Below are 19,467 nucleotides of genomic sequence, written 5' to 3' on the forward strand. Positions count from 1 at the left end.
ACCGTCGGGGTGCAGAAGTGGCAGATATGTCCTCTACGGACGAGATCCCGCCAATCAGGTCAGCTCGACCAGGCGCGGGTCGGTGAGCTGGTAGCCGACCCCGCGCACCGTCCTGATCAGCTCCTCGCCGGGGGCGAGTTTGCCGCGCAGCCTGCGCACGTGCACGTCGACGGTCCGCTCGCCGATGTAGGCGGTGTGCCAGACCTCGCGCATCAGCGTGCGGCGGCGGTGCACCTGGTGCGGCGCGGACGCCAAGTGGTGCAGCAGGTCGAACTCCAGCCGGGTCAGGGTGATCTCCGCGCCGTGCCAGAACGCCCGCCGGGCGGCCGCGTCCAGCCGCAGCGGCGCGGGGCGCGGCACGGCGACGACCCGGTCGGCGTCGGGTTCGTCGGCGACGGCGCCCAGGGCGCGCAGTGCGTGCACGAGTCCGGCGACCTGGTCGGAGTCGGCCGTGATGTGCAGGGTCAGGTTGACCCGGTTGGACGAGGGCTCGATCAGGAGCGGCGCTGCCATGTCTGTCATTCCCAGTCGTGTACCGAAGGTGATGGTGGGAGCGATGCGGTGCCGGAGCTTGGTCAGCGTCGACATCGCCTTAGAGTCACCACATCGGGACGCACAGTGTCTACTCGACCACTGGATCACAGACGCGTCAACGTCATCCCGGTCACTGGGAACAGGGAGAGGACCTTCGCCCTCACTCCAACGGCTGCTCGACAGCGAGGTAGGGGTGCAGTACCCCGTGCCCGCGCGGGAGGAACCACTCGTCGAAGTCCAAACCGGGCGTCCCCAACAGATCGATGTCGTCCTCACCGGCCTCGCTGGGCAGCTCGTAGAGCCGCTCGTGGTCCATGTCGGCGAAGGCGTGCCGGTCGAACGCGGCCAGGATCTCCTTCATCGGCAGCTCGTCGAGCAGGTTCGCCAGGTGCAGCTGGACGCCCGCCTCGGACTTGAGCACGTGCAGCGCCAGCGCCTCGGCGGTGCACAGCGGCGGCGTCCAGGTCGGCTGGGCCAGCCGGTGGCCCAGGATCGCGCTCACCACGAGGAACTGCTTGGCGAACAGCGGGCCGTAGTGGTCGGCGTAGCGCTGCGGGAGCTGGTTGAGCACGCTCAGCGCCTCGACCTCGCTGGCCGATGCCTCGGCGTCGTCGAGCTCCTGCACGTCGGCGAACAGCTCGTCGGTCAGGATCTCCATGCCCTGCACGAACGCGCCCGCGACCAGCGCGGCGGCCTCGGCGGACACCGGGCAGTCCGGGTCGTCGGCGCGGTGGCCGAACGCCTCGGGGCCGAACGCGGCCAGCGTCGGGGCCGAGCGCAGCAGCTCGGCGCGCAGGGCCTCGATCTCCTCGTCGGTCAGCTCGCCCGGGTCGACGTCCTCGTCGTCGGCGTCGTCGGCGGGCGCGCCGAGCGCGGCCTCGAGGTCGTCGTCGCTGGCGATGACCTCGCAGCGGCCGACGGTCCAGCCGGGCAGCAGCTCGGTCTGCTCCAGCATCTCGCCCAGCACGTGCCGGGCAGCGTCCTCGGCGAAGCTCAGCGCGGGCGCGTCCACCAGCCACGTGATCACGGCGCCGCCCGGGTGCACCGCCACCCGGTGGTCCAGGGGCTCGACCTCGACGCCGTCGGGGCCCTCGATGCCCGCGAGCAGGTCGAGGCGCTCGTCGAGCAGGGCGGCGACCCCGTGCCGCTGCAGCGGGTCGAGGTCGGGCGTGCCGTCGGCGGGGATCAGGTCGGCGGTGAGCTGGTATTCCACGCGCGCAGTCTAGGAGCGTCCCGGCCGGGGGCCGACGGCAGGCGGGCAGGGGGACAGGCAGTGATCGTCTTCACTCGGTCGGGTCGGATTGTGCGTCCGGACGAGTCAAACCGGTTGGCAGGGTGTGCCGGTCGGCGCGGTATTGGCGCATTGTGCACCCGACGGTTCTCGTCGGAAGGCAAGCATGAACATCTATCTGTCCGGTCTGCTCTGGGTGCTCGGGGCGGCGGCGGTCGCGGGCGTAGCGGCGTACGCCGTGCGCCGCATCGGTGAGACCGACGGCATCGTGGAGAACAACGAGGCCGCCGGACAGGTGTTCACCATCGTCGGCGGCCTGCACGCGGTGCTGCTCGCGTTCGTGCTGATCTCGCTGTTCGACTCGGTCGGCGCGGCGGAGGACGGTGCTTTCCGGGAGGCGGACGGCCTGGTCGGGGCGTACTGGGCCACCGAGTCGCTCGGCGAGCCGGTGCGCAGCCAGATGCACGACCTCGCGATGTCCTACGCGACGCGCGTCGTCGACGAGGAGTGGCCCGCCATGCAGGCCGACAGCGCCGACGTCAGTGACGCGGGCTGGGCGGAGCTGGAGCGCATGCGCTCGCTGGTGGCCGCGGCCCCGGTCGCCGAGCTGTGGCAGAACGACCAGAAGGCCGAGGCCACGAGCAAGCTGTGGACCGTCTACGAGGCCCGCCAGGCCCGGCTGGACGCGGCGGGCAGCGCGGGCGTCAGCACGGTCGTGTGGTTCGCCCTGATCGCGGGCAGCATCATGTCGATCTCGCTGCCGCTGGTGTTCGGCGGGCCGCGCCCGCGCGTGCACATCTTCATCGTGTCGGTGCTGGCGGGCACGCTGGCGCTGCTGCTGTTCGCCACGCAACAGATGGAGAACCCCTACGGCGGCGGCCCGGCGCTGGAGCCCGAGGCCTTCGAGGCCGCGATCGCCCGGTTGCGATGAGAGTCCGGCTCGCCGCGCTCGGGCTCGCCGTGGCGGGCCTGGTGGGCGCAGGCGTGCTGGCGGTCGGCTCCGGCGCCGGCGAGGCGGCCCCGGCGGCGTACCCGACGTGCTCGGTGCTGCGGGTGGCCGCGACCGGCGGGGGATCGTCCACTCTGTACGAAGTCGATCTCGCCAGCGGCGCGATGAGCCGCGTCCGCGCGCTGGACCGGCGGGTGGACGCGATCGGGTACCACAAGGGCCAGGGCCTGGTCTACGGCGTGTCGGGCTCGCACGTGGTGTCGCTGACGCGCGAGGGGACGCTGCTGGACCTGGGCCGGGTGCCGCAGGTGCACGGCGCGTCCGGGGGCGCCGTCCTCGGCGATCTGCTGGTGGTGCGCGTCGGCCGCCACCTGCGCAGCGTGTCGATCGACCCGGACAGCCCCCGGTTCCTGACCGTGGTGGCGTCGGTGCGGCTGTGGCCCGCGGCCCTGCCGCGCACCGTGGACGACTTCGACGCGCGCGGCGGCCTGCTCTACGGCGTCTCGACCCACACCCGCTACTACGGGCACGTCGTGACCATCGACCCGCGCTCCGGCCGGGTCAAGCACGTGCACACGCGCAGGCTGCCCGGCGGCTGGACGTACGGCTCCGCCGCGCTCGGGCCGGACGGCGCGCTGTTCGCCGCGAGCAACCGGACGCACGCGTGGACCGGCGGGCCCGCGCGGAGCAGGCTGATCCGGGTCGAGCCCCGCCGCGGCGCGGTCTCCGTGGAGATCGCGGCGTGGCCGGTAGCGACGCACACCGACATGACCGGCTGCCTGGCCCCCCGGCCGCCGGACCCGCCGACCACGACCACGCCGCCGCCGACCACCCCGCCGCCGACCACGACCACGCCGCCGCCGAGCAGCCCGCCCGCGACCACCTCGCCCGGACCGACCCCGCCGGCGCCGACGACGGTGCCGACGAGCGTGCCCGGGGTTCCCCCCACGACCACGCCGCCGCAGGCGCTGCCCGTCCTGCCGCCGCTGCCGCCGGGGCTCGTCCCGCCGGGCACCCTCCCGCCGGGCGCGCCGCCGCCGGGGCCACCGCCGAGGGTGCCCCCGCCCGCGCCGGAGCCCGCGCCCGCGCTGCTCACCCGGGGCCTGAAGCGCCCGCCGGAGGCGGAGGTGACCGGCCCGCTGACCACCGCGGAGAAGCGGCGCTGGGGCCTGGCCACGATGATCCTCATCCTCGGCGCAGGCGCGGTCGCGAGCGCCGCCCACCGGCGCAGGCACTGACCCCGTCCGCCGGTCATAAGCAGGCCGTCAGCGGGGGCGCGCATGCTCCGATCGAGACGGAACACGCGCGGAGAGTGAGCTGCTGAATCGATTTTGACATCCCGCGTCACACCTCAGTACGGTTGAAATCGCAACCGGCCGGTGGATCGCCAGCGCTGTCGTCTCCCGGATCTGCCCACCCGTCGCACGCGGAGATGACGGACATGCCGAACCCCCTGCACCCGGTCGTCGCCGAGGTCACCGCCCGGATCGCCGAACGCAGCGCCGCGGGCCGCGGCGCGTACCTCGCCCGGATGGCCGAGGCCGCCTCCAGCACCCCCACCCGAGCCGGGCTCGGGTGCAGCAACCTCGCCCACGGCTTCGCCGCCTGCTCGGGCCCCGACCGGCTCGCCGTGCGCGGCGTGACCAAGCCCGGCGTGGCGATCGTGTCGGCGTACAACGACATGCTGTCGGCGCACCAGCCGTTCCAGGAGTACCCGGACTGGATCAAGGCCGCCGTGCGCGACGCGGGCGGCGTGGCGCAGTTCGCGGGCGGCGTGCCCGCCATGTGCGACGGCATCACCCAGGGCCGCGCGGGCATGGAGCTGTCGCTGTTCAGCCGCGAGGTCATCGCGATGGCCACGGCAGTCGCGCTCTCCCACGACATGTTCGACTCGACGCTGCTGCTCGGGGTCTGCGACAAGATCGTCCCCGGGCTGCTGATCGGCGCGCTCGCCTTCGGGCACCTGCCCGCGATCCTGGTGCCCGCCGGGCCGATGGCCTCCGGGCTGCCCAACGGCGAGAAGGCCCGCGTGCGCCAGGCCTACGCCGAGGGCAAGGCGACCCGCGACGACCTGCTGGCCGCCGAGTCCGCCGCCTACCACTCGCCCGGCACCTGCACCTTCTACGGCACGGCGAACTCCAACCAGCTCGTCGTCGAGGTGATGGGCCTGCACCTGCCGGGCACCACGTTCGTCGCGCCGGGCACCCCGCTGCGCCGCGCGCTCACCGACGCCGCCGCCCGGCGCGCGGTCGAGATCTCCGCGCAGGGCCCGGAGTACACGCCGCTGTCGCAGGTCGTCGACGAGCGCTCGATCGTCAACGGCGTGGTCGCGCTGCTGGCCACCGGCGGGTCGACCAACCACACGCTGCACCTGGTGGCGATCGCGGCCGCCGCGGGCATCCGGCTCACCTGGGACGACTTCGCCGACCTGTCCGCCGTGGTCCCGCTGATGGCGCGGGTGTACCCGAACGGGCCCGCCGACATCAACCACTTCGCGGCAGCGGGCGGCGTCCAGTTCCTCGTCGGCGAGCTGCTCGACGCGGGCATGCTGCACGGCGATGTGTCCACTGTGGCCGGTCCGGGGCTGGACCGCTACCGCCAGGAGCCCTTCCTGGACGACGGCGTGCTGACCTGGCGACCCGGCGCGCGGGTCTCCGGCGACCGCGACGTGCTGCGGCCGGTCGCCGAGCCGTTCTCCGCCGACGGCGGCCTGCGGATGCTGGCGGGCAACCTCGGCCGCGCGGTGATCAAGGTGTCGGCCGTGGCCCCCGAGCACCGGGTCGTCGAGGCGCCCGCGCGGGTGTTCACCGACCAGCACGCCGTCGGCGCGGCGTTCCAGGCCGGTGAGCTGAACCGCGACGTCGTCATCGTGCTGCGCCAGCAGGGTCCGCGCGCCAACGGCATGCCCGAACTGCACGCGCTCACCCCCGCGCTGAGCGCGCTCATGGCCCGCGGCCACCGCGTCGCGCTGGTCACCGACGGGCGCATGTCGGGCGCGTCCGGGAAAATCCCGACCGCCATCCACTGCACGCCGGAGGCGGCGGCGGGCGGTCCGATCGGCCTGGTGCGCGACGGCGACCCGGTGCGGCTGGACGCCGATGCGGGCACGCTGTCGCTGCTGGTCGAGTCGGACGTGCTCGCCGCGCGCCGCCCGGTCGACGCCCCGCGCGACGACGCGGGCTGGACCGGCACCGGCCGGGAGCTGTTCGCCGCGTTCCGGCACGCGGTCGGCCCGGCCGACCACGGCGCCACGGTGTTCGGCCCGACCTTCGCCGACGCCGACCTCGACGAGCTGGAGTACTCGGTATGAGCCTGCTGGACATCTCGCCGGTCGTGCCGGTCGTGGTGATCGACGACGCCGACGCTGCCGTCCCCCTGGCCCAGGCGCTGCTGCGCGGCGGGATCGGGATCATCGAGGTCACCCTGCGCACGCCCGCCGCGCTCGGCGCCATCGAGCGGATCGCCGCCGAGGTGCCGGAGACCGTGGTGGGCGCGGGCACGGTGACCACGCCGGAGCTGGCGGCCGAGGCCGCGAAGGCGGGCGCGCGCTTCCTGGTCACGCCCGGCGCCACCGACCGCGTGCTCGACGCCGTCGCCGACACCGGGCTGCCCTCGCTGCCCGGCGCGGCGACGGTGTCGGAGGCGATGCGGCTGGCCGAGCGCGGCTTCACCGAGCTGAAGTTCTTCCCCGCCGAGGCCGCGGGCGGCGCGCCGTACCTGAAGTCGATCGCCGGGCCGCTGCCGGGCCTGCGGTTCTGCCCGACCGGCGGCATCACCGCGGCCACCGCGCCGAAGTACCTCGCCCTGCCGAACGTCGGCTGCGTCGGCGGGAGCTGGCTGACCTCCGGCGACGTGGAGACCCTCGCCAAGGAGGCGGCCGCGCTGCGCTGAGTGTCGGTGCCCGGCCGTAACCTGGACGGCATGACCGGGCACACGCTGTTCGACACCGCCATCGGCGAATGCGGCCTGGCGTGGGGCCCGCGCGGCATCACCGCGGTGCGGCTGCCAGGGCCCATGCGGTTCCAGCCCGCGCCCGCCGAGCCGCCGCCCGCCGTGCGCGCGGCGATCACCCGCGTCCAGGCGCTGCTCAGCGGGGTGAAGGACGACTTGGCCGACATCGAGCTCGACCCGACCGGCGTGCCCGAGTTCAACCTGCGGGTCTACGCGGTCACCCGGGCCATCCCGCCCGGCGAGGTGCTCACCTACGGCACGGTGGCCCAGCGCATCGGCGCGCCCGGGTCGGCGCAGGCCGTCGGGCGGGCGCTGGGCCGCAACCCGTACCCGATCATCGTGCCCTGCCACCGGGTGATGGGGGCCGACGGGCGGATGGTCGGGTTCTCCGCGCCCGGCGGCACCACCACCAAGCTGCGCATGCTGGCCATCGAGGGCGCCGCCGACCCCAACGGGCAGGAAGCGCTGTTCTAGTCCGCTTTGGTCGGCACGGCGATCGCGGTCACGGCCAGTCCGTTGTCGACGACCCAGCGGCCGCTGAATCCGGTGATCTCCACGCCCTCCACCACCGGTCCCGGCACGAGCAGCGTGGCGCGGAACGTTCCGGCCGGATCGAACTCGACGCGCGCGTCGGAGAAGCCCAGCCACTTGCGCGCCAGGGGGAACCACGCCTTGTAGACGCTCTCCTTGGCGGCGAACAGCAGCTTGTCCCAGTGCACATCGGACCCGAGCGCGGCCAGGTGCGCGCGCTCCTCGGGCAGGGACACCGCCGCCAGGACGCCCTCCGGCAGCGGCACGTGCGGTTCGGCGTCGATGCCGACGGTGTGCAGGTCGGTGTCGAGGGCCAGCACCGCGGCCCGGTAGCCCGCGCAGTGCGTCATGCTGCCGACGATCCCGTCCGGCCACTGCGGGGCGCCCTTGTCCCCGGGCAGGATCGGGGTCGCCGGGCGGCCGAGCCGGGCCAGCGCCCGGCGGGCGCAGTGCCGCACGGTGGTGAACTCGCGGCGGCGCTTGTCGACCGCCTTGGCGATGACCGGTTCCTCCTCCGGGAGCAGCACCGCCTCCGGCGGATCGTCGTAGACCTCGACCGCGACGACGGCGGCCGGGAGGATGCTCTCGATCACGTCCTGAAACCCTATCGCTCGACACCCGTGCGCCGATGATGCCCGAACCCCGGCCCGGCCGACAGCGGGGCCGACCGGGCTGTCAGGCGCATCTCAGCGCTGGTTGCGCGCCACGACGTACACCATCGGCAGCCGCAGCGGGGACCCGTCGGGCAGCCGGTCGGTGCCGTGCAGGGGGACCTCGCCTCGGGCGACGACCGCCATCCCGGCGCCGTCGAGCACGGCGTCCAGTTTGCCCTCGTCCCAGGCCGCCGGGGTGAGGCCGTACCTGAACACCCGTTGAAGTTTCGGCACGGCGTCCGGGCTCTGGCCGAGCGCGGTCTTCATGGACGCCGACGCCGAGGGCGCCAGCTCCACGGCGAAGGCGTGGCCGGAGTCGCCGAGCAGCACCGAGAGCGCGGCGGCGGCTCGGGGGCGGTCCTCGTCGGGCATCTGGTGGAGGACCCCGCGCAGGTAGACGTTGACGTCGCCGAGTTCGTCGTGGACGGCGCGCGCGGCGTCGGCGTCGGTCAGGTCGAAGGTGCGGAAGGTGGCCGCCGTGCCCGCCTGGAGCGTTCGGGCGTGCTCGATGGCGGACTGGGCGAAGTCCATCCCGATCACCCGGGGGAAGTGCTCGGCCAGCGCGGCGGTCTGGGTGCCGTTGCCGCAGCCGATGTCGAGCACCGGGAGGGCGGCGTCGAAATAGGGCCGGAACACCGGGAGCTGCGCGGTCGCGGTGACCGCGCCGTCGCTGTCCCACACCGGCAGGCCGCGCTCCCTCGGGAGATCACGCCAGTAACTCTCCCAGTTGTCGTTGACCGTCTTGTCCATGTCGTCCTCCGGTTGGGGGTAGCCCAGAAGCGTGTACGGTCTACGTCCCAGCGACATGATCTTGCAAGAGGTCGGCTCACTTTTGATCTTTTAGGGTGAATCGCGGTAACTCGATAGTCGACACAGGGTGAGTCGCGATCACCCTCAGTGGTCCATTAAGGACCAGCGACGGGCACCCGGGCGCCGTTGATGGCCGAGGCGTCCTCGCCGCAGAGGAAGCGCACGGTCGCGGCGATCCGCTCGGGCGAGACCCAGTCGGCGCGGTCGGAGTCGGGCATCGCCGCGCGGTTGCCCGGGGTGTCGATCACGCCGGGCAGGATCGCGTTGGCGCGCACGCCGTCGCGGCCGTACTCGGCGGCGAGGGCGGCGACGAGGCCCAGCACGGCCGTCTTCGCGGTGATGTAGGCCGACGCGCCGGGGAACGGCCGCTCGACGGCGCGGGCCGACACGCAGACGACCGCCCCGCCGCCGCCCGCGATCAGGTGCGGCAGGGCGGCGTGGGTGGCCAGGTAGGTCGGGCGCAGGTTGAGCCGCAGCAGCCGCTCGAACTCCGCGACCGGCGTCTCGTGCAGGCGTCCGCCCATGGCGAAGCCGCCGACCAGGTTGACCACCGCGCCCAGCGGCGCGTTCGGGTCGCCCGAGGCCAGCGCGGCGCAGGCGGCGGCGTCGTCCTCGCTGAACAGGTCGGCGCGGTGGGCGACGAGGTGGTCGTGCTCGGGGAGGCGGGCCAGCTCGGCCTCGGCGATCCACGGCACGACGACCCGCCAGCCGTCGTCGAGCAGGGCCGCGGTGACGGCGCTGCCGAGGCCGCCGGTCCCGCCGGTCACCAGTGCGGTCTTCATCCTTCGCTCAGCTCCGGGGGGAGGTCGTCGCCCTTGGGCTGCTCGCGGACCAGGACGGCGTGCACGATCATGCGCTGGGCGTTGGAGAACTTGGGGTGGCAGGTGGTCAGGGTCATCATGCGCTTGAGCTGGTCCTTCGGCACCTGGGCGTCGGCGTTGCCGGGGACGGGGAGGACCACCTCGCCCTTGTCCGGGGTGACGATCCGGCGGCCGACGGCGGCGGCGTACTCGCCCTCCTGCGCCTCCACGCCCTTGCAGCGCGGGTCGGCCGGGTCCACCGGCTGGTCGGAGGTGGGCAACATCCGGTAGACGAACCAGTCGGTCTGCGTCTCGATGACGATGGCGTCGCAGGGGTTGAGCAGGTCGAGGTCGTTGAACGGCGCGCCCTTGCCCACCCGGTGCCCCGCGACGGCGAAGTTCCCCGGCTGCCCCGGCGGCGCGGACTTGGTGTAGTGCCCCGGGCCGACCTCCAGGTTGGCCGCGGACGTGCCCTCGACGACGGTGAAGTGGTAGTCGGGGCCGAACACGGGGATGTAGAGCTTGGCGATGCCCTCGCCGTCGGCGTACTCGAACTTCTGCTCCCGCTCGGGATCGTCGGCGACCTCCCACTGCCGGTCGAGGTCGGCGGTGACATCGGCCTGCTTCTGGGCGGACATCAGGTCGGTGATCCAGACCTCGTAGACGACGAACAGGAGGATGACGAGGCCAGCGGTGACCATGAGCTCACCGATGGAGCGGACGACGACTGCGCCCGTGGTCGGCTTGGGGGGCGGGGGGTCGTCGTAGTCGTCGTCGGCGTAGTCGTCCTCGTCGTCGGGGTAGTCGTCGTACTCGGGCTCGACGAACTCGGTGGGCGGATCGACGGGGGCCGGGCGGCGCGGGGGCAGGACGGGCCGGATGACCTCGGTGGGGGCGTCCTGGGGGGTGAGGGGCCGGATGACCTCGGTAGGCGCCTCAGCAGGGTGCGGCCGCAGGGCAGCGGGGCGCGGACGCGACGGCACCCCGGTGGGCTGGGGACGACGCTCGGTCGGCTGCGGACGCTGCGGCACCCCGGCGGGCTGGGGGCGGGGCGGAAGGTCGGCCGGGTGCTGAGGAGCGCCAACCGGGTGTGGACGCGGCGCAGCCTCAGGCGAGCTCGGGCGCGGCGGAGCCTCGGCCGGGTGCTGAGGAGCGCCAACCGGGTGTGGACGCGGCGCAGCCTCAGGCGAGCTCGGGCGCGGCGGAGCCTCGGCCGGATAGGAGTGCCGCGACACCTCCGAGGGATCGGCGTGCGGCGCGGCGTCGGGGACGTCGAGGGTGCCGCCGAAGCGGGCGGCGGGCTGCGGCGCCTGGGCGCCGTTCCGGCGGGGGCCGCTGCCCGCGCCGGGCACGCCGTTCGGGCGGGGGCCGGGGGCGCCATTGACACCCGCCCCACCCATCGGCGGCCGGGCGCCATTGACGCCCGCCGAGCCGTTCGGCTGGGGAGCGCCATTGAGACGCGAAGGCCCGCCAGCACCCCCATGGCCATTCGACCTCGGGCCGCCGTTCTTCTCCAAGGCGCCGCTGACGTGCGGCGTCCCGTGGGCAGCCGCACGCCCATTCGAGGTCGGAGCGCCGCCAACAGGGGTCCCGTTGGGGCGCGCTCCCCTGCCTATCGGTCCCGAAGGGCCGCCTGCGTAGGGCACGCCGATACCGCGTGCTTCCCCATCGCCCGGCCGGGAAGGTTCGCTGCCGTAAGGGGCGCCATTTGCCCGTGCTCCACCTCCACTCGGCCCGGTGGGCTCGCTGGCGAAGGGGGCGCCATTACCGCGTGCTCCACCTGGCCCGGAAGGCTCGGGGGCGTAGGGCACGCCGTTGCCCCGCGCTCCCCCCGCGCTCGGTCCCGGAAGGTCGGCCGGGAGGGCGGTGTCGTCGTGGGGGTGTCCCGCGGGGCCGCTCTGCCGGTCCGCACCGGCTGAGGGGTGGTCCGGGGGCGCGGCGTGCCTGGGGCGGTCCGGCACACCGGGGTGGTGCCTGCCCGCGCCCGCGGGGCGGGGGTGGCCGTTCGGCGGGGGCCGGTGGTCGGGGGGCGGGGTCGGCAGGCGGGCGTGGCGGGCGGGCGGCTGGTCCACCGCGTCACCCCCTCGCTCGCTGATCCGACCCCGCCAAGATAGGGCACCGTGGGGTTCGGGCGCTGTTAGCGGGGCCTCAGGTCAGGAATCCGCGCAGCAGTGTGGCCGTTCCTGCCAAATGTTCGGCCATCTCCGCGCGCGCTGCCTGCGGGTCGCCGTCGAGGATGGCGTCGATCACAGCTCGGTGTTGGTGGTCGGAGTGCTCGATGTTGGCGCCGATCGGGGGGATGGCGTCGAGGAGGGCGTCCAGGCGGGCGCGGAGGTCGGCCACCGCCGCGGTGAGGGACGGGGCGGCGGCCGCGGCGGCGACGGCCAGGTGCAGGCGGGCGTCGCGGCGGCGGTAGTCCGCCACGCCCGCCCCCGTGCACTCGGCGAGCCGGGTGCGCAGGTGGCGGCGGGTGGTGGGGTCCAGCGACCGGGACGCGGCGGCCTCGGCGGCGCCGGTCTCCAGGACGTGGCGCAGGGTGATCACGTCCTCCACGTCCGCGGCGAACGCCGGGGCGGGCGGGGTCGGGTGGGTCGGGCGCAGGGACCGGACGAACGTGCCGCCGTAGCGCCCGCGCCTGCTCTCGACGTACCCCGCCTCCTGCAGGGCGTGCAGGGCCTCGCGCAGCGTCACCCGGCTCACCCCCAGCCGGGCGGCCAGGTCGCGTTCCGGGGGCAGCCGCTCGCCCGGGGCCGCCAGGCCGAGCCGGATGGCCTGCAGCAGCCTGGCCAGCGTCTCCTCGAAGGCGTTGCCCGCCCGGACGGGCCGCAGGAGCGCGTCGGCGAGCGGGTCGGGGTCAGAGCGGAGTGACATAGGCGCCGGAGATGCCACCGTCGACCATGAAGGACGACGCGGTGATGAACGACGAGTCGTCCGAGGCCAGGAAGGCGACCGCGGCGGCGATCTCCTCCGGCTCGGCGAAGCGCCCCAGCGGGATGTGCACCAGCCGCCGCGCGGCCCGCTCGGGGTCCTTGGCGAACAGCTCCTGCAAAAGCGGCGTGTTCACCGGCCCCGGGCACAGCGCGTTGACCCGGATGCCCTCGCGCGCGAACTGCACGCCCAGCTCGCGACTCATGGCCAGCACCCCGCCCTTGGACGCGGTGTAGGAGATCTGCGAGGTCGCCGCGCCCATCACCGCCACGAACGACGCCGTGTTGATCACCGACCCGCGCCCCCGCGCCCGCATGTGCCCGATGGCGTGCTTGCAGCACAGGTACACCGACGTGAGGTTGACCTGCTGGACCCGGTGCCAGGCGTCCGGCCCGGTCTCCAGGATCGAGTCGTCCTCCGGCGGGGAGATACCCGCGTTGTTGAACGCCACGTCCAGGCCGCCGAAGCGGTCGACCGCGGTCTGGAACAGCGCGACGACCTCCGCCTCCTCGGTGACGTCCGTGCGCACGAACAGCCCGTCGACCTCCGCGGCGGCCGCCCCGCCGCCGTCGACGTCCACATCGCCGACGACGACCCGCGCGCCCTCGGCCGCCAGCCTGCGCACCGAGGCCAGCCCGATGCCGCTCGCCCCGCCGGTGACGACCGCGACCCGGCCATCCAGCCTGCCCATTCAGCCCTCCGAACTGAGAAACACCGTCTTGACATCGGTGAACGCGGCGAGCGCGTCCGGTCCCAGCTCGCGGCCGAGCCCGGACTGCTTGAACCCGCCGAACGGCGTCCAGTAGCGCACCGACGAGTGCGAGTTGACCGACAGGTTGCCCGCGTCGATCCCGCGCGCCACGCGCAGCGCCCGGCCGACGTCGCGGGTCCAGATCGAGCCGGACAGCCCGTACTCGGTGTCGTTGGCCTGCCGGACGGCGTCGTCCTCGTCGTCGAACGGGAGCACGGCGACGACCGGCCCGAACACCTCGTCGGTGACCGCGCGGTGATCCGCGGGAAGTCCGGAGAGGACGGTCGGCGGGAACCAGTACCCGCGCCCGTCCGGCGCACTGCCCCGGAACGCGATCGGCGCGTCGTCCACATAGGACCGCACGCGCGCCCGGTGCTCGGCGGTGATCAGCGGCCCCATCTGGGTGGCCTCGTCGGCAGGCGGCCCGACGACGACCGCGCGCACCGCGGGCTCCAGCAGCTCCATGAACCGGTCGTACACCGACCGCTGCACGAGGATCCGGGAACGCGCGCAGCAGTCCTGGCCTGCGTTGTCGAACACCGCCATAGGCGCGGACGCCGCGGCCCGCTCCAGGTCCGCGTCGGCGAACACCACGTTGGCACTGTTGCCGCCCAGCTCCAGCGTCACCCGCTTGACCTGGTCGGCGCACCCGGCCATCACCTGTTTGCCCACCTCGGTGGACCCGGTGAACACCACCTTGCGTACCAGCGGGTTGGTGACGAACCGCTGGCCGACGACCTGACCGGCGCCGGGGAGCACCTGGAACACGGCATCGGGGATGCCCGCAGCCCTGGCCAGCTCCGCCAGCCGCAGCGCGGTCAGCGGGGTCGCCTCGGCGGGCTTGAGCACGACGGTGTTCCCGGCCGCCAGCGCGGGCGCGAACCCCCACGCGGCGATCGGCATGGGGAAGTTCCACGGCGCGATCACCCCGACCACGCCCAGCGGCTCGTGGAAGGTCACCGCGAGCCCGCCGGGCGCCGGGATCTGCTGTCCGGCGAGCCGTTCGGGGGCGGCGGCGTAGTAGTGCAGCACGTCGCGGACGTTGCCCGCCTCCCAGCGCGCGTTGCCGATGGTGTGGCCCGCGTTGCGGACCTCCAGGCCCGCCAGGTGCTCCAGGTCGGCGTCGACGGCGTCGGCGAAGCGGCGCAGCAGCCGGGCCCGGTCGGCGGGGGCGAGCGCGCGCCAGGCCGGGAACGCCGCGTGCGCGCGGGCGATGGCGGCGTCCGCGTCGTCGACGGAGGCCAGCTCGACGGTGGCGATGACCTCCTCGGTGGCCGGGTCGCGCACGGCGTGTGCGGTCAGCGCTCTGCCCTCCTGCGGTCGGCCGCCTTGACCAGCGCGGCGAACAGCCGGGTGTCGTCGGCGTTCTGCTCGGGGTGCGACTGCACGCCCACGGCGAAGCGGGACGCGGGCAGCTCGATGCCCTCGACGGTCCCGTCCGCCGCGGTCGCCGTCACCGCGATGCCCGCGCCCACGCGGTCCAGCGACTGGTGGTGGTGGCAGGCGACCTGCACGCGCTTGCCCAGGATCGACTCCAGCCTGCTGCCCGGGGCCAGCGCGACCTCGGTCTTGCCGTACATCGCCACCTCGGGCTGGTGGTCGTTGGTGCCGGTGCGCTCGGGGGTGTGCTGGTGCAGCGTGCCGCCGAGCACGACGTTGAGCACCTGCATCCCCCGGCACACCGCCAGCAGCGGCAGGTCGATGGCCAGCGCGGCCTCGGTCAGGGCGAACTCGGCGTCGTCGCGCATCGGCTGCGGCGTTCCGGTGGTCGGGTGCGGGATCTGGCCGTAGCGGGCCGGGTCGATGTCGGCGCCGCCGGAGAGGACCAGGCCGTCGAGCCAGTCCACGGTCTCGGCCCGCCAGTCGCCGATCGGCGGCAGCAGCACGGCGTTGCCGCCGACCGCGCGCACGGACTCGACGTAGGCGCGGTGCAGCACGGCCGCCTCGGTCTCCCAGATCCCGAACGTCGAGTGCTCCAGGTAGGTCGTGATCCCGATGACCGGGGGCTTAGAGTCGCTCGAAGCCACGCGCCAGCTCCCAGTCGGTCACCACGGTGTCGAACGCGGCCAGCTCGACCCGCGCGGCGTTGAGGTAGTGCTCGACGACGTCGTCGCCGAAGGCGGCGCGGGCGATCGCACTGCCCTCCAGCGCGTCGGCGGCGGCGCGCAGGGTGGCGGGCACGCGCGGTTTGTCGGAGGCGTAGGCGTTGCCGTGGAACTCGTCCTCCAGCTCGACGCCGGTGTCGATGCCGTGCAGGCCCGCGGCGATCATCGCGGCCACGGCGAGGTAGGGGTTGACGTCGCCGCCGGGCACCCGGTTCTCCACCCGCCGCGACGCGCCGTGCCCGACGACCCGCAGCGCGCACGTGCGGTTGTCGGTCCCCCAGGCGATCGCGGTCGGGGCGAACGAGCCGGGGGCGTAGCGCTTGTAGGAGTTGATGTTGGGCGCGTAGAAGGCGGTGAACTCGCGCAGGCAGGCCAGCTGGCCCGCGAGGAACATCCGGAACTCGGCGTCGGGGACCGGCTTGTCGTCGCGGCGCAGGCTCATGTGGATGTGGCAGGAGTTGCCCTCCCGCTCGTTGATCTTGGCCATGAAGGTCAGGCTGCGGCCGTGCTTGGCGGCGATCTCCTTGGCGCCGGTCTTGTAGACGGCGTGGTTGTCGCAGGTGGTCAACGCGTCGGTGTAGCGGAAGGCGATCTCGTGCTGCCCGGGGTTGCACTCGCCCTTGGCCGACTCGACGTACATCCCGGCGCCGGTCATGCCGTTGCGGATCGCGCGCAGCACGGGCTCGACGCGGCCGGTGCCGAGGAGCGAGTAGTCGACGTTGTACTGGTTGGCGGGGGTGAGGTGCTTGTACCCGAGGCGGGCGGCGTCCTCGTAGGTGTCGTCGAAGAGGATGAACTCCAGCTCGGTGCCGACGTAGGCGGCCAGCCCGCGCTCGGCGAGGCGGTCGAGCTGGCGCCGCAGCACCTGCCGCGGCGACGGCGCGACCGGGGTGCCGTCGAGGTTGAGCACGTCGGCCTGCACCATCGCGGTGGCGTCGTGCCAGGGGACCATCCGGAGGGTGGCCGGGTCGGGGCGGAGGAGGAAGTCGCCGTAGCCGCGGTCCCACGACGAGGTGGCGTAGCCGGAGACCGGATTCATCTCGACGTCCACGGCCATCAGGTAGTCGCACGCCTCGGTGCCGTGCGCCAGCACCTCCTCCAGGAAGTACCGGGCGCCGCAGCGTTTGCCCTGCAGCCGCCCCTGCATGTCGGTGAGCGCGACGAGGACGGTGTCGACCCGTCCGGCGTCCACCAGCTCCCGCAGCCGGTCGACGGATAGCTCACGCATGCGGGTACCCCTCCCCAAAGGATCAGCACGAGCCCATTGGCAGATCGCGTCAGAGCATCGTGGCAGTGATCACACCACCGGGGCAACCGCTGCCTCCCGCGCAATGGCCCGACCAGCTCCCATTGCACCGTACGACCAGCCCAGACGGCCAAGTGTGAACGATCTGTTCAAAACTCCGCCTTGCCCGGTTCACGGCCGTTAACAAATACTGGCGATCATCGCGCTGGACCTGTGTCCGCGGCCCGATCGAGGGCTTGGGCCCGGACTCCCTGCCAGTTCCAGCGGGGCTCACGGCGGTGGCCGCCACGCGGCCACCGCCTTCAGCTTCCGTCAGGCGGCCAGGTCGGCCACGGCGGCTATCGCCTCGTCGATTTCCTCCTCGGTGTTGTAGTAGTGCGGGGAGAGGCGCAGACACCAGTCGACGTCCTTCTCGGTGAAGTCGAATTGGGCGAATTCGCGGTGGCTGAGGGCCGAGTTGATGCCGCGGGCGTCCATGGCCGCCTTGAACGGCTCGGGGCGCCAGCCCGCGATCGCGAAGGTGACCAGCGCGCCGAGTTCCGCGCCCCGGTCGAGCACCCGGACGCCGGGGAGCCCGGCCAGGCCGGACCGGAGGCGGGCGGCCAGGGCGGGGGTGCGTTCGGCGATCGCCGCGAGGCCCACCTGCTGGGCGTAGCGGGCGGCGGCAGCGCAGCCGAGGAGGGTGGCGTAGGGGAACTCCCACTCCTCGAACCGCGCCGCCGTCGGAGCGGGCTCGTAGCGGTCGGGGGCGGTCCAGCGGGCGCCGTGCATGTCGACGAACAGGGGCTCGTAGCCCTCGGCGAGCACGCGGTCGGAGACGTAGAGGAAGCCCGAGCCCCGGGGGCCGCGCAGGAACTTGCGGCAGGTGGCGGTGAGCATGTCCGCCCCTATCCGCTGGACGTCGACCGGGTACTGGCCCACCGACTGGCAGGCGTCCACCAGGTAGAGCGCGTCCGCGTCCCGGCACAGGTCGCCGATCGCGGCTACCGGCTGCACGAGGCCGGAGTTGGTCGGGATGTGCGTCGCGCTGACCAGCCGGGGGCGGTGCTCGCGGATCAGGGCGGCCATGGCGTCGAGGTCGACGCCGCCCTCGGGCAGGTCCGGGGCGTGCACCACGCGCACGCCCATGCGCTTGCGCAGCGACAGGAACGCGATCTGGTTGGACACGAAGTCGTTGCGGGTCGTCAGGATGACCTCGCCCGGCTCGAACGGGATCGACGACAGCGCGGTCGCGTACGCGTGGGTCGCGCTGCCCGAGAAGGCGATGTTCTCCGGCCTGGCGTTGATCAGCGCGGCGATCTGGGCATAGAAGCCGCGCACCTCCTCCGCGCGGGCGGCGGCGGCCTCGTAGCCGCCGATCGCGGCCTCCAGGTTGAGGTGATCAAGCACGGCCGACAGCACCGGCGTGGCCATCAGGCCGCAGCCCGCGTTGTTGAGGTGGTTCACGTTCACACAGCCGGGCGTGTCCGCCCGCAGGGCCGGGACGTCCAGGAGCGATATCCGCTCAGCGTCAGTAGCGCTATCGTGGGCACTCATGTCGGACGATAGCACTTCGGATCTCCTCGCCACCAGGATGCGCGCCCTGGTCGGCAGGCTGGCCCCGGGCGACAAACTGCCCTCCAGCCGTGAACTGGTCCGCGAGCACCAGGTCAGCCCGGTGACGGTCGCGCGGGTGATCGCCCAGCTCGCCGCCGAGGGCGTCGTCATCACCCGGCCGGGCAGCGGCACCTACGTGGCCAGCCCGCCCCGGTCCGCGCCGCCCGCCGACACCGGCTGGCAGACCGTCGCCCTTGCCGACCGCGCCGTCGACACCGGGTCCCTCGCCGACGCGCTCGGCCCGCCCGCCGAGGGCACGATCCGGCTCGACGGCGGCTATCCGCACCGCGCGCTGCAGCCGGTGCGCCCGCTGAGCGCGGCCCTCGCCCGCGCGGCCCGCAGGCCGGACGCCTGGGACCGCGCGCCCGCCGCGGGCCTGCTCGCGCTGCGGACCGCGTTCGCCGCCGCGGCCGCCGCCGACGTCGGCCCGGACGACGTGCTGATCACTGCGGGCGGGCAGAGCGCGCTGTCAGTAGCGTTCCGGGCCATCGCCGCGCCCGGCAGCCCGGTGCTCGTCGAGTCGCCCACCTACCCGGGCGCGCTCGCCGCCGCCCGCGCCGCTGGCCTGCGCCCGGTCCCGGTCCCGACGGACGCCGACGGCCTGCGCCCCGACCTGCTGGCCGACACCTTCGCCATGACCGGGGCCCGGTTGCTGTACTGCCAGCCCGCGCACCAGAACCCCACCGGGGCGGTGCTCGCCGCCGAGCGCCGCGGTGCGGTGCTGGCCGCCGCCCGCGCCGCGGGCGCGTTCGTGCTGGAGGACGACGTGGCCCGCCACCTCGGCCACGGCACGCCCACGCCCCGCCCGCTGCTGGCCGACGACCGCGACGGCGCCGTCGTGCACCTGACCTCGCTGACCAAGCCCGCCGCGCCGAGCATGCGCATCGGCGCGCTCATCGCCCGCGGCCCGGTGATGGCCAGGATGCGCGCCGCCCGCCTGGTCGACGACTTCTTCGTGGCCCGCCCGCTGCAGGAGGCCGCGCTGGAGCTGCTCAGCTCGCCCGGCTGGGACCGGCACCTGCGCGCGCTGGCCGCCGCCCTCCGCGAGCGCTGCTCGGCGCTGGTCGCGTCGGTGCGCGAGCACTGTCCGGAATGGACGATCGAGCGGGTGCCGTCCGGCGGCCTGCACCTGTGGGTCCGGCTCGGTCCCGGGCAGGACGCGCAGGCCGTCGCCGCGGCGGCCCGCCAGCGCGGGGTGGCCGTCAACGCGGGCACCCGCTTCTTCGCCGCCGAGCCGCCCGGCGACCACCTGCGGCTGACCTTCGCCGCGGCCGCCGACGTCGGCGAACTGGTCGAGGGTGTCCGGCGGCTGCGAAGCGCTACTCGTCCCTAGCGCCGAAGCCAGTAGCGCGCGTGGGCATGATCACCGGATGGGTGGACCG

The 19,467-nt window shown here is 73.9% G+C and carries 18 protein-coding genes; 6 read left to right on the top strand and 12 right to left on the bottom strand.

What is annotated here, in order from left to right; genetic code table 11:
• Window positions 1-54: 54 nt before the first annotated feature.
• Both IEY98_RS21435 and IEY98_RS21440 read right to left on the bottom strand, forming a co-directional pair.
• Entirely contained in the window at window positions 55-513 is a 459-nt protein-coding gene (locus tag IEY98_RS21435) for a winged helix-turn-helix domain-containing protein (RefSeq protein ID WP_189212344.1), read from the bottom strand.
• A gap of 181 nt (window positions 514-694) precedes the next feature.
• Window positions 695-1,747: a hypothetical protein gene (locus IEY98_RS21440; protein ID WP_189212345.1), complete on the bottom strand. Its 1,053-nt coding sequence runs from the start codon at window positions 1,745-1,747 to the stop codon at window positions 695-697.
• A gap of 184 nt (window positions 1,748-1,931) precedes the next feature.
• Here IEY98_RS21440 and IEY98_RS21445 point away from each other — a divergent pair, with 184 nt between their 5' ends.
• The 5 genes from IEY98_RS21445 (at window position 1,932) to IEY98_RS21465 (ending at window position 7,139) form a co-directional block, all read left to right on the top strand.
• Window positions 1,932-2,696 carry a bestrophin-like domain gene (locus IEY98_RS21445; protein WP_189212346.1) on the top strand — a complete coding sequence of 255 codons (765 nt, stop codon included), beginning with the start codon at window positions 1,932-1,934 and terminating at the stop codon, window positions 2,694-2,696.
• Entirely contained in the window at window positions 2,693-3,952 is a 1,260-nt protein-coding gene (locus IEY98_RS21450; RefSeq protein ID WP_189212347.1) for a DUF6923 family protein, read from the top strand. Before IEY98_RS21445 ends, IEY98_RS21450 begins: the two co-directional genes overlap by 4 nt.
• 203 nt (window positions 3,953-4,155) lie before the next feature.
• On the top strand, window positions 4,156-6,024 hold the full coding sequence (gene edd, locus IEY98_RS21455) for a phosphogluconate dehydratase (protein ID WP_373292420.1): 1,869 nt from the start codon (window positions 4,156-4,158) through the stop codon (window positions 6,022-6,024).
• Window positions 6,021-6,605 carry a bifunctional 4-hydroxy-2-oxoglutarate aldolase/2-dehydro-3-deoxy-phosphogluconate aldolase gene (gene eda, locus IEY98_RS21460; RefSeq protein WP_189212349.1) on the top strand — a complete coding sequence of 195 codons (585 nt, stop codon included), beginning with the start codon at window positions 6,021-6,023 and terminating at the stop codon, window positions 6,603-6,605. Before edd ends, eda begins: the two co-directional genes overlap by 4 nt.
• 30 nt (window positions 6,606-6,635) lie before the next feature.
• Window positions 6,636-7,139 (top strand): methylated-DNA--[protein]-cysteine S-methyltransferase, encoded by a 504-nt coding sequence (locus IEY98_RS21465; protein WP_189212350.1) that lies wholly within the window; start codon window positions 6,636-6,638, stop codon window positions 7,137-7,139.
• On the opposite strand, the gene IEY98_RS21470 is transcribed toward IEY98_RS21465, so the two are convergent.
• The 10 genes from IEY98_RS21470 to IEY98_RS21515 all read right to left on the bottom strand — a co-directional run bounded on the left by IEY98_RS21470 (window position 7,136) and on the right by IEY98_RS21515 (window position 17,941).
• Window positions 7,136-7,789: a 4'-phosphopantetheinyl transferase family protein gene (locus IEY98_RS21470; protein WP_189212351.1), complete on the bottom strand. Its 654-nt coding sequence runs from the start codon at window positions 7,787-7,789 to the stop codon at window positions 7,136-7,138. The genes IEY98_RS21465 and IEY98_RS21470 overlap by 4 nt on opposite strands.
• A gap of 93 nt (window positions 7,790-7,882) precedes the next feature.
• A complete protein-coding gene (locus IEY98_RS21475; RefSeq protein ID WP_189212352.1) occupies window positions 7,883-8,599 on the bottom strand; it encodes a class I SAM-dependent methyltransferase in 717 nt (238 codons plus the stop codon).
• 155 nt (window positions 8,600-8,754) lie between these two features.
• Window positions 8,755-9,441, bottom strand: a complete 687-nt coding sequence (locus IEY98_RS21480) for an SDR family NAD(P)-dependent oxidoreductase (RefSeq protein ID WP_189212353.1) — start codon at window positions 9,439-9,441, stop codon at window positions 8,755-8,757.
• Window positions 9,438-10,490, bottom strand: coding sequence for a class E sortase (locus IEY98_RS21485; RefSeq protein WP_229787144.1), 1,053 nt, complete (start codon window positions 10,488-10,490; stop codon window positions 9,438-9,440). Before IEY98_RS21485 ends, IEY98_RS21480 begins: the two co-directional genes overlap by 4 nt.
• 1,117 nt (window positions 10,491-11,607) lie before the next feature.
• Entirely contained in the window at window positions 11,608-12,330 is a 723-nt protein-coding gene (locus tag IEY98_RS21490) for a FadR/GntR family transcriptional regulator (RefSeq protein ID WP_189212355.1), read from the bottom strand.
• Window positions 12,314-13,078: a 3-oxoacyl-ACP reductase gene (locus tag IEY98_RS21495; protein WP_189212356.1), complete on the bottom strand. Its 765-nt coding sequence runs from the start codon at window positions 13,076-13,078 to the stop codon at window positions 12,314-12,316. Before IEY98_RS21495 ends, IEY98_RS21490 begins: the two co-directional genes overlap by 17 nt.
• On the bottom strand, window positions 13,079-14,440 hold the full coding sequence (locus IEY98_RS21500) for an aldehyde dehydrogenase family protein (RefSeq protein WP_189212510.1): 1,362 nt from the start codon (window positions 14,438-14,440) through the stop codon (window positions 13,079-13,081). It lies immediately after the preceding gene.
• On the bottom strand, window positions 14,437-15,165 hold the full coding sequence (locus tag IEY98_RS21505) for a gamma-glutamyl-gamma-aminobutyrate hydrolase family protein (RefSeq protein ID WP_189212357.1): 729 nt from the start codon (window positions 15,163-15,165) through the stop codon (window positions 14,437-14,439). Before IEY98_RS21505 ends, IEY98_RS21500 begins: the two co-directional genes overlap by 4 nt.
• Window positions 15,146-16,471, bottom strand: coding sequence for a glutamine synthetase family protein (locus IEY98_RS21510; RefSeq protein WP_189212358.1), 1,326 nt, complete (start codon window positions 16,469-16,471; stop codon window positions 15,146-15,148). Before IEY98_RS21510 ends, IEY98_RS21505 begins: the two co-directional genes overlap by 20 nt.
• A 330-nt stretch (window positions 16,472-16,801) precedes the next feature.
• Window positions 16,802-17,941 carry an aminotransferase class V-fold PLP-dependent enzyme gene (locus tag IEY98_RS21515; RefSeq protein WP_229787146.1) on the bottom strand — a complete coding sequence of 380 codons (1,140 nt, stop codon included), beginning with the start codon at window positions 17,939-17,941 and terminating at the stop codon, window positions 16,802-16,804.
• An 82-nt stretch (window positions 17,942-18,023) separates the two neighbouring features.
• Here IEY98_RS21515 and IEY98_RS21520 point away from each other — a divergent pair, with 82 nt between their 5' ends.
• A complete protein-coding gene (locus IEY98_RS21520; RefSeq protein ID WP_189212360.1) occupies window positions 18,024-19,418 on the top strand; it encodes an aminotransferase-like domain-containing protein in 1,395 nt (464 codons plus the stop codon).
• Window positions 19,419-19,467 lie beyond the last annotated feature (49 nt).

Source organism: Actinokineospora fastidiosa (assembly GCF_014648415.1).
Classification (GTDB): Bacteria; Actinomycetota; Actinomycetes; order Mycobacteriales; family Pseudonocardiaceae; genus Actinokineospora; species Actinokineospora fastidiosa.